We start from the raw sequence: 15,829 nt of genomic DNA, 5'->3' as shown, positions 1-15,829 counted from the left end.
TTAACAAATAAAACACAAAGCATTGGTGGTTTTAGGTCTTTTTAGCTACTACTTAGTAGGTAAAAGGTTAAATTTAGTTACCATATGGTTACTTAAATGTTGGTTTTTAACATTTGTGAAATATACTTAATTTTTCACATTTGTTAATACTTTTTAATAACTTTGTTTAACTGAAAACAAGTTTGGATGACCTCAAAAAAGTATTGATTAGCAAGGGTTATAACGGGGGATTTGATTGAACCTTACTTTGTGTATGGTCTAAAATTTGTTGTTAGATACTCAAGAACTTTAGCCCCTTAGAATGGGTTACTCGAAATTACTAAATACAAAATAGGCAAAATGTATGAGTGATGTTAATAAAATTGAAACTGGCGAAAAACACTCGCTGGAGTGGAAGTCTTTCCTCTTCATTGCGGTGGTTCTCTTTCCAATATTAAGTGTGGCTTTTGTAGGCGGTTACGGCTTCCTAGTTTGGGCACTGCAAGTGTTTGTATTCGGACCTCCTGGTGCTCACGGCGGCATGTAATGCCCTCTAGTAACAACATTTTTTAAAATCAATATTTAAGAGAGCTAAACATGAAATCATTTTTAGTTAAATTATGGCGCACAATGACTCGCCCTGCGGTACACATCAGTCTTGGTGTACTAACTATGGGTGGCTTTATCGCCGGTGTTATTTTCTGGGGTGGTTTTAACACTGCGTTAGAACATACAAATACAGAAGAGTTCTGTGTGAGCTGCCACACTATGCGTGACAATGTTTACGTGGAACTGCAAGAAACGGTTCACTGGAAAAATACCTCTGGTGTACGTGCAACTTGTCCTGACTGTCACGTTCCACATGAATGGACAGCTAAAATTGCTCGTAAGATGCAAGCATCTAAAGAAGTATTCGCTCAAGTCTTTGGTGACCTAGACACACCAGAGAAATTCGAAGCGCGTCGTATCGAACTGGCTAAACATGAATGGGATCGTTTCTCTTCGAACAAATCTCTAGAGTGTAAAAACTGTCACAACTACGACTCAATGGATTTTGACAACATGCGCCCAACAGCGCGTATTCAAATGAAGAATGCAGCAGAGCGTGATCAAAGCTGTGTTGACTGTCATAAAGGTATTGCTCATAACTTACCTCTAGATATGGCATCAGCAAGCGGTATTGTTGGTGAGCTAGAAAATGTTGCGGGTAGCACTTCTTACGCATCAGGCAACAATGTTATTTCAATCCGTCACCTACCTATGTACACGGATGAAACAGCAGAAGTTGAAGCGGGTCTATTAAGCCCTGCAAGCCAAGTTGCCGTGATCGAAGAAAAAGGCGACATGATCAAGATTCAAATCGACGGTTGGCGTAAAGCGAAAGGCTTCGGACGTGTAATCCAAGAAGATTTCGGTATGAACATCTCGACTGCAATCTTGACGAAAGAAGTCTCTCAAAGTGACGTAATCACTATTGGTGATAAGAAAGAAGATGAGCTTACTGGCCTTCCATGGGAAGAAGTTAACCTAGCACTTTGGATGAAGAAAGAGTCTATGGTTGATAACTTCGATCCAATCTGGAACGCAGCGGGTCAAGCATACCAATCTAACTGTTCAACTTGTCACTCACAACCAGATGAAGCTCACTTCAGTGCGAATGGTTGGGTAGGCATGCTAGACGGTATGATTGCATTCGTTAACTTCGACACAGATACAGAAGCTCTTGTTCTTAAGTATCTACAGAAGCACTCGTCAGATTTTTCTGAAGGCCATCACTAATAAGACGTCAATTGGAGTAACACAATGGCAATTACAAGAAGAAGTTTTCTGAAAGGTGTCGCTACAACAAGTGCGGCATCGATTATCGGTCCTAGCTTATTGGCGTCGGCATCGGCTTCAGCAGCAGAAACAGACGGCGCTTGGAAAGTCTCTGGCTCTCACTGGGGTGCATTCAGAGCTCGTGTTTACGCGGGTAAAGTACAAGAGATTAAACCTCTAGAAATCGATCAACACCCAACTGAGATGTTGAAAGGTATCAAAGGTATTATCTACAGCCCATCACGTGTGCGTTACCCTATGGTTCGCCTAGATTGGTTGAAGAAGCACAAATACAGCGCTGATACGCGCGGTAACAACCGCTTTATTCGTGTGACTTGGGATGAGGCACTAGACCTTGTTTACCGCGAACTAGAGCGCGTACAGAAAGATTACGGCCCATGGGCGCTTCACACAGGTCAAACTGGTTGGAGACAAACAGGTCAGTTCCACAGCTGTACAAACCACATGCAACGTGCAATGGCACTTCACGGTTACTCTGTGAAGAAAATCGGTGACTACTCAACAGGTGCTGGTCAAACGATCATGCCTTACGTGTTAGGTTCTACCGAAGTTTATGCACAAGGTACATCTTGGGAACTTATCCTAGAAAACAGTGACAACATTGTTCTTTGGGGTAACGATCCAGTTAAGAACCTTCAAGTAGGTTGGACATGTGAGACTCACGAGTCATTCGCATACCTAGAACAGCTGAAAGAAAAAGTTGCTAAGAAAGAGATCAACGTAGTTTCTGTTGACCCTGTTGAAAACAAAACAGGTCGTTATTTAGAAAACGAGCAAATGTACATCAACCCACAAACTGATGTGGCGTTCATGCTAGGTGTTGCTCACGTTCTTTATAACGAAGACTTGTACGACAAAGAGTTCATCAAGACTTATTGTTTAGGTTTTGAAGACTTCATCAAGTACGTTCAAGGCGAAACGAAAGATAAAGTTGAGAAGACTCCTGAGTGGGCTTCAGCTATCTGTGGCGCAAGCGCGGATTCAATCCGTGACTTCGCTAAGATGCTTGTTAACGGCCGTACGCAGATCCTTGTGGGTTGGAGTATCCAACGTCAAGAGCACGGTGAGCAGCCTTACTGGATGTGTGCAGTTATTGCAGCAATGGTTGGCCAAATTGGTCTTCCAGGCGGTGGTATCTCTTACGGTCACCATTACTCTGGTATCGGTGTATCTTCAACTGGTTTCGCTGCTCCGGGTTCTTTCCCGTTGAACATCGACCAAGGTCAATCGCCTAAACACACCAACACAGATTACAACGGTTACAGCCGTGTAATCCCTGTTGCTCGTTGGGTAGATAGCTTGCTAGAGCCTGGTAAGAAGATCAAAGCGAACGGTTCTACAGTAACATTGCCTGACATCAAGATGATGGTATTCAGTGGTAACAACCCGTGGCACCACCACCAAGATCGCAACAAGATGCGTAAAGCATTCAAGAGCCTACAAACGGTAGTAGCTGTTGATTTCGCTTGGACTGCAACTTGTCGTCACTCTGATATCGTGCTTCCAGCATGTACTCAGTGGGAACGTAACGATATTGATGGTTACGGCGCGTACTCTGGCCGTGGTTTGATCGCAATGCACAAGCTAGTGGATCCTCTGTTCCAGTCTAAGACGGACTTCGAGATCATGTCTAGCCTTACTAAACGTTGGGGTCGTTACGACGATTACACGCGTGGCATGGACGAAATGCAGTGGGTTAAATCTCTGTACGACGACTGTCGTGCTGCTAACGAAGGTAGCTTCGAAATGCCTGAGTTTGCTGAGTTCTGGGAGAAAGGTTTCCTAGACTTCGGTAAAGGTAAGCCATGGACTCGTCACGCTTCATTCCGTGAAGATCCAGAGATCAACGCACTAGGTACACCTTCTGGTTTCATCGAAATCACAAGCCGTACTGTTGGCAACATGGGTTACGAGCACTGTCAAGAACACCCAATGTGGTTCGAGAAATCTGAACGTTCACATGGTGGCCCAGGCTCTGACAAACACCCGTACTGGCTGCAATCTTGTCACCCGGACAAGCGCCTTCACTCTCAGATGTGTGAATCTGAAGAGTGGCGTGCGACTTACGCTGTACAAGGCCGTGAGCCAATCTATATCAACCCAGCAGATGCTAAGAAGAAAGGCATCAAAGATGGCGATGTAGTCCGTGTGTTCAACGACCGTGGTCAACTACTAGCTGGTGCTGTTCTAATGGATAGCTACGCTCCTGGTGTTGTTCGTATCGAAGAAGGTGCTTGGTACGGTCCGATCAACGAGAAAGTGGGCGCGCTAGATACTTACGGCGATCCAAACACACTAACTCAAGACATCGGTACGTCTGAACTTGCTCAAGCGACTTCAGCAAACACATGTTTGGTTAACTTCGAGAAGTTCCAAGGCAAACTGCCTCCAGTAACTTCATTCGGTGGTCCAATCGAAGTTTCTTAAGTTCTTGTTAAGCAGCCTAGCTTCTTAGTTAGGTAACTTAAGTACGAAAGCTTGAATTAGAGCCCCTGTAAGCATTCTTACAGGGGCTTTTTGTTTTTCTAGTGTACGTGTTGGGATTTCTAACTAAGCATTGTAACAGCGCCAAGATGGGCGTTTTTGAGACAGGTTGTAACGTGTTGTTTGAGATAGGCTGTAGAAGCATGAAGGAAATGTAAAAAGAACCTGTTGTAAGGACTTAGGTAGACGGAAACAAAAAGGCCGATACAAAGTACCGACCTAATAGAAACCTATGGAGTAACGCTAAAACCTCGAATATAAACTTAAGTCTCAATTATAAACCTAAGCTTCGAACGTAAGTCTAAAGTTCGAACATAAACCAGTAACCGTATGCACAAATCAAAGCAGGCACACTTGAATATAAGGTAGCAACAAGAGCCGCCTTTGGTGCCATCGCAATTGCAGGGAATAACGCGTCACCATCATTTGAAATTGCGTTACCTACCTGAGCTGAAAGTGGCAGAGCTCCTGAAAGGTAAAGGCTAGTGACCAATAATTGAGGACCACAACCCGGCAGCAGTCCCATCAGCACACCCGCCAGGGGGAGCATGATGCCCCAACTTGAGAATAGTATCGCAAAATCCACGTTTGCTAGCACAGAACCAAATTCAAAAAAAAGAAAGGCAACCACAACCCACGCCGTTACGAAGTTAGTATCTTGAGCCGTCTTTTGTAACGGGTGAGATCCGACACATTTTTCGTCTTCACTTACGGCTGATTTGTAATCTTCAATCTCACGGGTCAACCCCCAAAGAAACATCGAGCTGATCAGCAAAATCGTTCCAATCCACTCCATCGACATTTCAGGCAACGTCAGCAACTCGTTTACATCAACTTGAAAAGAACCAAGTAGGGCAACCGCAGCACCCGGAATAATCAATACTGACCATAAGTAGCCTTGCAGGTTGATTGCTTTTTTAGATACCGCTCCTTTGTCTTCCTCTTCCTCTTGAGATTGAGATGAACAGCTACGCGTTACTTCATTTTTCTCTGACTGCTTTGGGCGTAAAAAATCATCCGCGTGAAACAAATTAATGATTCGACCTGATGCCGTACCGACAATCACACCCATTGCCATCATAGCTAAGCCAGTTTTGGGTTCGCTAGCTATTAATAGAAAGGCTGCATCACCCATGGTTGAGACCAACACCGCAACGACCGCTCCAAATCCCAGCTTGCCGGAAATGAACTGGGTCGTCACTACGATAGCACCACCACAACCGGGAAGCGCTCCCATCAATGCAGCGAACACAACTTGGTTCGAGCGAGACTGATGTACAAGCTTATTGAAGACGTTGTCTTTATTAATATATAGGCTTAACCCGTGGTAAATCGCCAAGGTTAAAGCGACATAACATGACACGGCCCAGAATGCGTCTGACAACGTGGTGACCGTCAATTCTCGCGTGGCAGGAGCCGCAACTAAAGCTGCAAGTGAGATAGGTAAAAGCAGTCGCTTAAATGACAGTGAAAACTGAGTTGTTTTTGAAGCACGACTGCTTGGCAAAAAAGAGATTAGTCGATCCATAGGTGTTACTCAAAATTAGTGGCTTAAGATAAATATATACGAATGATAATAATTATCAATTGCATTTGTTGTTTTTTTATCGATTGTTACCATTGGTGAAACCTACGAAACATGACCAACCTAAAAAAATGAGGTAAAGTATGCCTAATAAAGAGAGGCTCTAAAGGTAGAGTCATAATTGTTAGTGTAATAGGAAGAAACATGATTTTAGTTGTTGGTCACAAAAACCCTGATAGTGACAGTATTTGTAGTGCGTTAGTTGCAACAGAGCTTCTTAAAGCTCGTGGCGAGGAAGCGACACCAATTCGCCAAGGCGAGATCAACCGCGAAACTCAACACATTCTAGAAGTAGCTGGCGCTGAATCTCCAGAACTTCGTACTTCTGTTGCTGGTGAGAAAATTTGGTTAGTAGACTACTCAGATCTAGCACAAGCACCAGACGATGTTGCTGAAGCTGAAATCGTAGGTATTGTCGATCACCACCGCCTAGGCGATGCGATGACAGTTAACCCAATGGAAGCTTGGATCTGGCCTGTTGGCTGTACAAACACTGTACTATTCAACATGTTCAAGATTGAAGGTCACTCTATCTCTCAACAAATCGCTAAGCTGATGATGTCTGCAATTCTTTCAGACACAGTGGGTTTTGCTTCTCCAACATGTACTCAGAAAGATAAAGATGCCGTTGCTGAGCTTGCTGAAATTGCAGGCGTAACAGACATTGATGCATTCATCAAAGCGCTTCTAATCGCTAAGACAAACATTGAAGGCCTATCTGCTGCTCAACTAGTAGAAAAAGACCTTAAAGCCTACCCATTCAACGGTCGTGATGTTGTTGTTGGTCAAGTTGAACTTGCGACTATCGAGCAAGTCGACGGCATGATTGAAGCGCTAGAAGCTGATCTTGAAGAGCGTTGTGAGAAAGATGGTCTAGCATTTGCTGCGGTAATGCTAACGGACATCACTACTGCACAAACTCGTCTTCTTTACAAAGGTGAGTGGGCAGAGAAATTGGTTAAGCACGAACAAAACGGTGTATTGATGATGGAAAATACATTAAGCCGTAAGAAGCAAGGTTGGCCTTGGCTTCAAGGCGAGCTTGTTTAATTAAATCGCCTAATTATAAACGCCTGCTAATTTAGCAGGCGTTTTTCTTTGAAGTAGACTTTCTTCTTATTAGAAATATTTGAAGTTAACACTACTCAGCATAAAATGAACAAAGTTACTGACTAACGTAGGAAATTAAGATGACTACACAGCTAGACGATAAAAAAATCGCTGAAATTAATAAGTATACGGGCGAGCAACGCCTTAAATACTGTGTGAAAGAAATCGTAGCGAACCGTGAAGTATGGATCTTAACCGATGAGCACGGTTGTGTGATGCTGAACACCGAAGACGAAGACTGCGTTCCTGTATGGCCAAATCAAGAGTTCGCAGAATCGTGGGCGACAGGTGATTGGTCTGAGTGTAAAGCTGAGTCTATCTCTTTGAACAAGTGGCATAGCCGTTGGACCAATGGCTTAGAAGACGATGAACTTGCCATTGTTGTGTTCCCGAACGAGCAAGAAGAAGGGGTTGTCTTATTCCCTGATGAATTCGATTTTGAATTGAAAAAGCAGTCGGCTAAGCGATAATCCCTTTCGCGAAATGGATGATTCTTCGCCAAATGATGACTCCTCTCGCTAAATTGTAAGTCAGCGTTGCCCTTTCTTAGGCAGCGCTGTTGTTCTCTTTCTCACACCTTCGTTCATGGCTGCTATCCAAACGGCTAACGTATTTAAGTTAATACCCTTATTTATCTAGTATCCGATCAGTTGATACAAAGGGGCCTGCTGAGCTACCTGTGAAGCTTGTTGAAGTACGCCGGTTTCGCTGTACCTTTTTAATACCTTCCGAACAATCGGCTTTGCTTGTGTTTTAGTCATTCCCACTTTCAACTCCGGTTCATAAAGCAGTTTTAGTAGTACGACATCTAAAGGTGATAGTAAGTCTTCTGGTGTATGGTCATTAAAAATAGAAGGGTAGGCCTTATCTGAATCATTTGGTAACCCTAGCACTTGTGTTATCTCTTCAACGATACACGCGACAAGCTTTCCTCGTGATCTTGCTTGATCTACGGGAATAACAACCCCTGCATAAACAATCTCACCTTTGGAATTTGTTCGATAACCCGCTGTACAGATAGCGTTGTTTAAATGCTCAGTAGATTTAAGTTTGAGGATTGATTTAGCTTCAGATAGCCACTGACTTTGCCTTGTGTATATCCACTTCACATTGGCTTCGGATTCTTTAGTGACGATTTCAATAGAGTGCTGGGTAACCTGAGACAGGTGTTGGACATGAAGTTCCGCAAGTTCTTGGTGCAACTCTTTGTCGCCAACTCGATGGTCGATCCAAATCTTGATGGGTTGTGTCCATTTTGCGAGCGGTTTGTTGCCTTGGGAATATTCGTGTTGAAGCGCCACGTTATAAAAGGCTGTTTCGACAAACGTTTTATCAAGCCAAGTCAGTGGGATGCTTGCAACGTTAAAGGAAAGTAGCGTGGAAAAGAGGAATGGGATGACAACTGAAGTCCGCATAGTTATTCCTCTTGATGATGAGCGGTAAACAACACCTTTTGCTAATCACTATTGGCAAAAGGTGTTTAAAGGTTAGTGGTTTGGCGCTTTAAAGAAGTGGCTTTCAACTAACCTTTGAGTGATTTGATGATTTGGGTTGGTGAGCACTTCGTGGGTTTCCCCGGCTTCCACTACGTTACCTTCATGCATAACAATGATTTTATCGGTGATGTGCTTAACAATACCGATATGCTGGGATACATAAACAAACGATACCCCCATCTCTTCTTGCAGTTCCAAGAAAAGATTGATGATCTGAGATCGCATCGCCATATCCAAACCATTCAACGCTTCGTCCGCCACAATGATTGAGGGCTGAAGTATTAGCGCACGAGCCAAACAAACCCTCTGTTTCTGGCCCGCAGCAAGCATCTGAGGATAGAAGTAAGCATGTTCTGGTAACAGGCCAACACGCAATAGTGTGTCTTTCACACGGCGCATACGGGCTTCTGGTGGCATGTTGGTGTTTCGCTTCAATGGGCCTTCAAGAATGCGGCCAATCTGTATGCGAGGGTTAAGTGAAGTATTGGGATCTTGGAAGATCATGCGAATCAGCTTACAGCGAGTCGAATAGTCTTTGTGTTCTAGCTTTTCACCATTGACACGAATCTCACCCGAAGTGGGTTCAACCATGCCGGCCAGCATTCTTGCCAGTGTCGATTTTCCTGAACCATTCTGACCGATAAAGCCAATAGTCTGTCCTGCTTCCAGTGTAAAGCTTACCGGCTTTACAGCTTGATGATTCTTTTTACGGAAAAGACCAGAGCGTGTCGTAAAGCTTTTAGATAAGTCACTGACTTCTAATAAGGCACTCATGATTTCTTTTTCTTCTCCATATTCAAAGGGAAGTGACAATTGAACTTATGATTTTTGATACGTGTGGTATATGGGATCTCCACACACTGTCTTTGTGCGTATGGGCAACGTGGCCCCAATCGACAACCAATCGGCAAATGCTGCAATGGCGGAATCGACCCCGGCAATGACTGTAATTTTTCTTTATGAGGAATCCAGTCGTTGAAATCGGGCATCGCTTTCAACAAAGCGACTGTATAAGGGTGCTTTGGTGCATCCAATAGTTTATGCGTATCAGCAGATTCTACGGATTGACCGCAGTACATAACGGTAATGCGAGTTGCCCACTGAGTAATGGTGGTTAAGTCATGCCCGATTAGCACAATGGTCGTGTTATTAATCTGATTCATGCGGCTTAACAGGCGCAATATTTGAGACTGAGTTATCGGATCTAAATCGTTAGTTGGTTCATCGGCTATCAGTATTTTAGGCTTGGCGGCAATGGCCATTGCGATCATAACCTTTTGACACTCACCGTCAGTTAACTCGTAGGAGTAGCTGTCCATTAAGCGTGAATGATTTTTGATGCCGACTTTATGTAAGAGCGCGATTGCTTGTTTCTTACGCCATTTAAATCGTTGCCACCAGCGACCGTCAAATGCATACGAAGGAATGGCTTCAATGAGCTGATGTCCCACTTTTTCAGAGGGATCAAGACAACTGGATGGCTCTTGGAAGATCATTGCAATATCACGAGCAATCACGCGACGTCGCTCTTTCGGAGTCAGTTGCAGTAGGTCGATATTGCCAAGGCGCATTCGGTCGGCTGAAACCTTCCAGTTTTCCTTACAGACACCCACGATGGCTTTCGCAACTAAGCTCTTACCAGAGCCCGATTCACCTACGAGGCCACGAATTTCCCCTTCATTGAGGGTAATACTCATTCGATCTACAGCTTTAACCATCCCTTGAGGCGTTTCAATTTCGATGGTCAGATGTCGAATATCAAGTAACGGCATTATTCGATTCCTGCATTTAGCGCTTGGCGAACACCTTCACCGACGAGGTTAATTACAATTACGGCGAACATAATCGCGAGGCCGGGTAGGGTTACTGTCCATGGCGCAAGGTAAATCAGCTCGACGGAGTCACCTAAGATCGAGCCCCATTCAGTACTAGGTGCTTGAGCGCCAAGGCCTAAGAAACCTAAAGCGGTGATATCGAGAATTGCCACTGACAGCGCCAGCGTAATTTCAAGTGCGACGACGGTGAGAATATTGGGAACAATGGAGTTCCATAATAAGTAGAAATCATTAGCACCATCAAGGCGAGAAGCCAAAATGTAGTCTTTCTCTACTTCGGCGTGCACAGCAATGTATACCGAGCGAATAAACCGTGGTATCAGCGCCAAACATATCGCCAGTAAGATGTTAAATTCACCGAAGCCTAAAAATGCCACAAATATAATCGCAAGTAGCAGAGACGGAATCGACATAACGGTATCGAGCAAGTGGTTGAGCGTGCTTGATAGCAGTCCGCGTGTCATACCAGCAAGTACGCCAATCAAACAGCCAACCACAGCGGCAATGAAAGTGATGATAACAGCGGCGCCGAAGGTCAACTGAGAACCAATAATGAGGCGAGAAAGAATGTCTCTCCCTAAGTCATCGGTGCCTAGGAAATATTCAACTGTACCTGCTGGGTCCCAAGAGGGTGGGATTAATAGGTGCCCTGTTTGTTCTTGAGAATCGTGTGGTGCTAACCACGGTGAAGTAACAGTGACTAGTATGATAAATGCTAAGCACCACAACCCAAACATGGCCAGGTTATTGGCACGGAAGCTGCGCCAGAAACGCTCAAACTGGGTGGGAACGTGTTCTTCTTGGTAGACGTTATTTGTTAGCATACCATTCCTTCCTTACCAGTGGGTTGACCATTGCGCCAAGTAGATCGGACAGAATGTTTGCGGTTAAAACCAGTGTTGCTACCACGATCACGCCTGCCTGAATCGACACGTAATCTTGATTCGAAAGAGCATCCAGTAACCAACGGCCAATACCCGGCCAGTTAAAGATAGATTCGGTGATGATAGCGAGCGTTAACATACTCGATAGCTGAACACCGACTTTCGGAATGATTGGTGGAATTGCGTTTCTTAATACGTGTTGCATCACGATCTCTCTGGTAGATAGACCTTTAATTCGCGCCGCGCGGATGTAGTTTTGCGTCATCACTTCAGCAACGGATGCTCTCATCAACCGGATAACTTGAGTCGTTGGGGCCAGTGCCAAAACTAGACAAGGCAACGCCATATGCTCGATGACACTTTGCAGTGCGTGTGCTCGGTATTTACCTTCAGCGAAAAAGGCATCAATGATGGCGAAACCAGTCACGTGTTCAATTTCGTAAAGTAGATCGTATCGGCCGCCCACTGGAAACATTTCAAAGTGTAAAGAGAACACCATGATCATTAGCAAAGCGACCCAAAATATCGGCGCAGAGTAACCCGCCATTGAGGTAAATGAGATCGTCGTATCAACAAATTTTCCTTGTCTCATGCCAGCGATAGTACCGAAAGGGATACCGATAAACAGTGCAAGAACGAAAGCAAAGAAACACAGTTCTAAAGTTGCTGGGAATACGATGACGAGTTCATCGATGATAGGCACACCATGTTTGCTCAAGCCGAAGTTAAGCGTCGATAACTCCGTGATATAGCTAATCCAACCGGGCCAGAAGTCTTGAATTGCCCAAGGAGAGGTTTGGTCTAGTCGCAATAAACAGAAGCCAACTAAAGTCAGGATCGCAAGTGTAATAACGAATAAGTTTACACGTCTTAATGTATACCAAAACATCAGTTCACCTCCCTTCTGACTTGATCAAAAGGTTGAGCATTGAACGGGCTAGGTTTGAAGCCGGTCAGTGAACGATCGTGTACGCGAAATTGCACACCGTGAGCAAGAGGGATTACGGGAACCTCTTCGTTCAGTATGTTTTGGGCTTGTCGATAAAGATTCACACGGTGCCTTTGTTGATTGATTTCCAAGGCCAAATCCAGAAGGAAATCAAAATCTGAATTACACCACATCGAGACGTTTAATCCTGCGCGTTCAGAACTACAAGAGAGTAGAGGACGCAAGAAGTTATCAGGGTCACCAGTGTTGCCTATCCAGCCGGTAAGAAGCAGGTCAGTTGAAGCTATGGATGAAAGCTGAGTACGATCGAAGCGGTCGTCGGTATAGAGTTTTAAAGTGATACCAATATCAGCTAAGTTCGCTTGGATTAGCTCTGCCGTTTTTCTCGGGCTTGGGTTGTATGCTCTTGGCTCTAGTGGCACCCACATTGAAAGCTCAAGCCCCGGTTCGACACCGGCTTCTTTAAGAAGAGCCACTGCGTAGTTTCGGTCATAGCGTACTTGAACGATGTCTTTTTGATGGGCCCAAGAGGTGGGAGGCAATAATGTGTAGGCTTTTGTTCCCGTACCATAGTAAACAGAGTCGAGAATGTTTTGACGGTTGATTGCCAAATTTAATGCTTTACGGACTCGTGAGTCACGCAGTGCCGGGTGTTCAGTGTTAAGCGCGATGAAAGAGACATTGACCGCAGGGGTAGCGTCGATCTTCAACTCTTCATGGGCTTGAATAATAGGGATCTGACTAGAAATCGGAGAGTTCAATACATCACACTCATTACGAAGAAGCTTAGCGAGTGTGCCTGTTCCTCGTTGTGAAGTGTCGAACACGACTTGATCCATCTGCACGTCACTTTTCCAGTAATGCTTATTCTTTTTAAGGCGCACTAGGTCGTTGATTTGGTATTCATCTAGATAGAATGGACCGGTGCCAACCGGTTTGGAATCGATTTCATTTTTCTCGTCGGCCGCAATAAGCTTATTAGCATATTCTTTGGAATGAATGACAGCGTAGCTGGTGGCGATATTATTGAGAAATGAATTATCTGGGTGGCTTAATCGGAATCTTACGGTGAGATCATCAACCGCGGTAATATCGACAATCAGGTTTTGGAAGTCGATGCCTGCAAACCAAGGATATAAGCCACCACCCACATAATGGAATGGATTCGAACTATCAATGATGCGTTCAAAACTAAAGACTACGTCTTGCGCGTTCATGCTGCGAGTTGGGGTAAACCAGTCTGTGGTTTGAAACGCAACATTAGGGCGAAGAGTGAAAGTGTACTCAGTACCTGATTTATCGACAGACCAACTTGTTGCCAAGTTTTCTTTAGGTCGATACGTCATTGGATCAAGTGTTAGCAGCGTGTCGAAGATTTGAGGGCTCAACGATTCTGAAGTAATGCCACTATCAACGAGTTGAGGGTTGAAGGTGCTAGGATTACCTTGGCCGCAATAAATGAAGCCTTTTTCACGGATTTGCTCGTGATCCACACTCTCACCACATCCAGCTAAAAAGCTCAGCGTGCAGATGCTCAGTGATAGTCTTATTAGTGCTTTCATAAAAAGAAATACTTTTCGAAACGAGGCGTTAGAGGAGCCTCAAGATCCGGATAATTTAACATTTTATTTATTCGGCTCCAAATAATAATCAAGTGTGAACAGCTATTTATCGTTGGCTTGTCCGACAATCGCGTACTTCCTCACCATTCCACGTAATTGGTTGTAGGTTAACCCTAGTAATTCTGCTGCTTGTTTCTGATTATACTTGCTCTGTTTTAAGGCTTGGTTGAGAAGCTTAATGTCTTGTTGTTCTTGCCATGCTTTGTAGTCAAGCGGCAAAGAAAATGAGCTTTCAGATGAAGTATGGCTGTTGGCTGGATCATTGCCAATTTCTAGTGTGGAATTTTGCTCAGTTTGCCATGCTGGCTTGAATGGGTTAAATACCAAAGATTCAATAGGATATGGATTCTTACCATGCTGATAGATAGCACGTTCGATGACGTTTTTGAGTTCTCTCACATTTCCCGGCCAAGAGTAATCTAACAATGATTCAACGGCGGAAGGGGCGAAGCCAACAAATAACTCAAGTTCCAATTCTCGACACATTTTAATGGCGTAGTATTCGGCGAGTAGTGTGATGTCTTCTTTACGCTCACGAAGAGGCGGGATAGTAATCACGTCAAACGCCAGTCTATCTAATAGGTCGGCTCTGAATTCGCCTTTTAGCGCCATATCTGGCAAGTCGGCATTGGTCGCGCACACCAGTCTTACATTCGCACTTAGCGCTTTTTGGCCGCCGACACGTTCGTACTGACCGTACTCAATAACACGCAATAGCTTCTCTTGAACAGCAAGAGGAGTCGTAGCGAGTTCATCTAGAAAAAGAGTGCCACCTTCAGCTCTTTCAAAGCGACCTTGATGACGCCCTTTTGAACCAGTGAAAGACCCAGATTCATGGCCAAATAGTTCCGAATCAATAAGTCCTTCGCTCAGTGTTGAACAGTTCAGTGAGATCAAGGGTTGATCCCAGCGTCTTGAAAGGTAATGCAGCCTTTGAGCGATCAGCTCTTTACCTGTACCACGCTCCCCGATGATCAGAATGGGTCTTTCAATGGGTGCTAACTGAGAAACTTTATCTAAAACAGAGAGAAAGCTAGGTGATTCACCAATAAGATTCTGCTGCATAGCGGGTCCTTGTGTGGTTTGAGCGCTGGTTGATGTTATTAGAGAGCTCTATTTAAATAGCTTAAGCAAGAGAGTAGTGGTGAAAAATACCAATACTTGGCTAAATTCATCATAGCATGTATGAACTTAATCACCATTTTATTGTAAGCGATTGATAATAAACGACTTAAAAGTTGGCACGCTACTTGGATTACTTATGGTAGGTTTAACAACAAACGTAAATTTTTGAGCAGGTGGATTGAGAAGTCGAACCACGATTTAAAACACATTTGCCATCATTGTAATTAAGGAGTTCCTCATGGGTATTTTTTCTCGCTTTGCAGACATTGTAAATTCAAACATCAGTGCACTATTAGATAAGGCTGAAGATCCTGAAAAGATGATTCGTCTTATTATCCAAGAAATGGAAGACACCTTAGTTGAGGTTCGCACTAACTCGGCAAAAGCAATCGCTGATAAGAAAGAACTGGCACGTAAAGTAGAAGCCATCGAAAATCAGATTTTAGATTGGCAAAACAAAGCGACATTAGCTCTAACCAAACAACGTGAAGATCTTGCTAGGGCAGCGCTGATTGAAAAGCAAAAACTGGAAGATATTATTAAGAGCCTTCATACCGAGCAAACTTTGGTTCATGAAACGATCGAAAAATTAACCGGCGAAATTGGCAAGCTTGAAACAAAAATCGCTGAAACTCGCGCAAAGCAGCAAGCATTAATGATTCGTAATAATGCCGCTAGCAATCGCCGTGATGTTCAAAAACATCTTCATTCAAGTAAAACCCATGAAGCAATGGCGAAGTTTGAGCAATTCTCGCGTAAAGTGGATGAATTAGAAGCTGAAGCGGACGTTTACGCTAAAACAGGTAATGCAAAATCTTTAGACCAAGAATTTGCAGAGCTACAAGCTCAAGATGAAATTGAAAAAGAGCTGGCGAAACTGAAGCAACAAATTGAAAATCGCGATAAATAATTTAGGAGTTG

General features: G+C 44.1%; 14 protein-coding genes. 6 read left to right on the top strand and 8 right to left on the bottom strand.

Going from position 1 to position 15,829, the window contains the following annotated elements; genetic code table 11:
- Positions 1-343 precede the first annotated feature (343 nt).
- The 3 genes from torE to torA are packed head-to-tail and all read left to right on the top strand — an operon-like array spanning position 344 to position 4,245.
- Positions 344-526 (top strand): trimethylamine N-oxide reductase system protein TorE, encoded by a 183-nt coding sequence (gene torE / locus AACW75_RS01650; RefSeq protein WP_017073350.1) that lies wholly within the window; start codon positions 344-346, stop codon positions 524-526.
- A gap of 50 nt (positions 527-576) precedes the next feature.
- Entirely contained in the window at positions 577-1,758 is a 1,182-nt protein-coding gene (gene torC / locus AACW75_RS01645; RefSeq protein WP_017073351.1) for a pentaheme c-type cytochrome TorC, read from the top strand.
- Positions 1,759-1,782: 24 nt separating this feature from the next.
- Entirely contained in the window at positions 1,783-4,245 is a 2,463-nt protein-coding gene (gene torA, locus AACW75_RS01640; RefSeq protein ID WP_017073352.1) for a trimethylamine-N-oxide reductase TorA, read from the top strand.
- 358 nt (positions 4,246-4,603) lie between these two features.
- Here the strand turns inward: torA and AACW75_RS01635 are convergent, their stop codons facing one another.
- The gene (locus tag AACW75_RS01635; protein WP_145568171.1) at positions 4,604-5,830 is read right to left on the bottom strand and encodes a putative manganese transporter; all 1,227 of its coding nucleotides are present in this window, start codon (positions 5,828-5,830) and stop codon (positions 4,604-4,606) included.
- Between the two features lie 201 nt (positions 5,831-6,031).
- Between AACW75_RS01635 and AACW75_RS01630 the strand changes: the two genes are divergently transcribed.
- Both AACW75_RS01630 and AACW75_RS01625 read left to right on the top strand, forming a co-directional pair.
- Positions 6,032-6,937, top strand: a complete 906-nt coding sequence (locus AACW75_RS01630) for a manganese-dependent inorganic pyrophosphatase (protein WP_102551062.1) — start codon at positions 6,032-6,034, stop codon at positions 6,935-6,937.
- Between the two features lie 140 nt (positions 6,938-7,077).
- Entirely contained in the window at positions 7,078-7,467 is a 390-nt protein-coding gene (locus AACW75_RS01625; RefSeq protein ID WP_017073356.1) for a DUF2750 domain-containing protein, read from the top strand.
- 165 nt (positions 7,468-7,632) lie between these two features.
- Here AACW75_RS01625 and AACW75_RS01620 read toward each other — a convergent pair whose 3' ends face one another.
- The 7 genes from AACW75_RS01620 to pspF form a co-directional block, all read right to left on the bottom strand.
- On the bottom strand, positions 7,633-8,412 hold the full coding sequence (locus tag AACW75_RS01620) for a DUF2927 domain-containing protein (protein ID WP_145568172.1): 780 nt from the start codon (positions 8,410-8,412) through the stop codon (positions 7,633-7,635).
- A 72-nt stretch (positions 8,413-8,484) separates the two neighbouring features.
- The gene (locus AACW75_RS01615) at positions 8,485-9,267 is read right to left on the bottom strand and encodes a peptide ABC transporter ATP-binding protein (protein ID WP_017073358.1); all 783 of its coding nucleotides are present in this window, start codon (positions 9,265-9,267) and stop codon (positions 8,485-8,487) included.
- Positions 9,264-10,265: a peptide ABC transporter ATP-binding protein gene (locus AACW75_RS01610; RefSeq protein ID WP_017073359.1), complete on the bottom strand. Its 1,002-nt coding sequence runs from the start codon at positions 10,263-10,265 to the stop codon at positions 9,264-9,266. The genes AACW75_RS01615 and AACW75_RS01610 overlap by 4 nt, the downstream gene beginning before the upstream one ends.
- Positions 10,265-11,152 carry a putrescine export ABC transporter permease SapC gene (sapC, locus tag AACW75_RS01605; protein ID WP_017073360.1) on the bottom strand — a complete coding sequence of 296 codons (888 nt, stop codon included), beginning with the start codon at positions 11,150-11,152 and terminating at the stop codon, positions 10,265-10,267. The genes AACW75_RS01610 and sapC overlap by 1 nt, the downstream gene beginning before the upstream one ends.
- Entirely contained in the window at positions 11,139-12,101 is a 963-nt protein-coding gene (locus AACW75_RS01600) for an ABC transporter permease (protein WP_017073361.1), read from the bottom strand. Before AACW75_RS01600 ends, sapC begins: the two co-directional genes overlap by 14 nt.
- Positions 12,101-13,723 (bottom strand): ABC transporter substrate-binding protein SapA, encoded by a 1,623-nt coding sequence (gene sapA / locus AACW75_RS01595; protein WP_017073362.1) that lies wholly within the window; start codon positions 13,721-13,723, stop codon positions 12,101-12,103. The genes AACW75_RS01600 and sapA overlap by 1 nt, the downstream gene beginning before the upstream one ends.
- Positions 13,724-13,825: 102 nt before the next feature.
- Complete coding sequence (gene pspF / locus AACW75_RS01590; protein WP_102551058.1) at positions 13,826-14,848, bottom strand: phage shock protein operon transcriptional activator; 1,023 nt, start codon at positions 14,846-14,848, stop codon at positions 13,826-13,828.
- Between the two features lie 298 nt (positions 14,849-15,146).
- On the opposite strand from pspF, the gene pspA reads away from it, so the two are divergent.
- Positions 15,147-15,818, top strand: coding sequence for a phage shock protein PspA (pspA, locus tag AACW75_RS01585; protein ID WP_017073364.1), 672 nt, complete (start codon positions 15,147-15,149; stop codon positions 15,816-15,818).
- The last annotated feature ends 11 nt before the right edge of the window (positions 15,819-15,829 follow it).

Source organism: Vibrio sp. L3-7 (assembly GCF_963898195.1).
Taxonomy (GTDB): domain Bacteria; phylum Pseudomonadota; class Gammaproteobacteria; order Enterobacterales; family Vibrionaceae; genus Vibrio; species Vibrio echinoideorum.
This window is presented reverse-complemented; position numbering and strand designations above follow the sequence as displayed.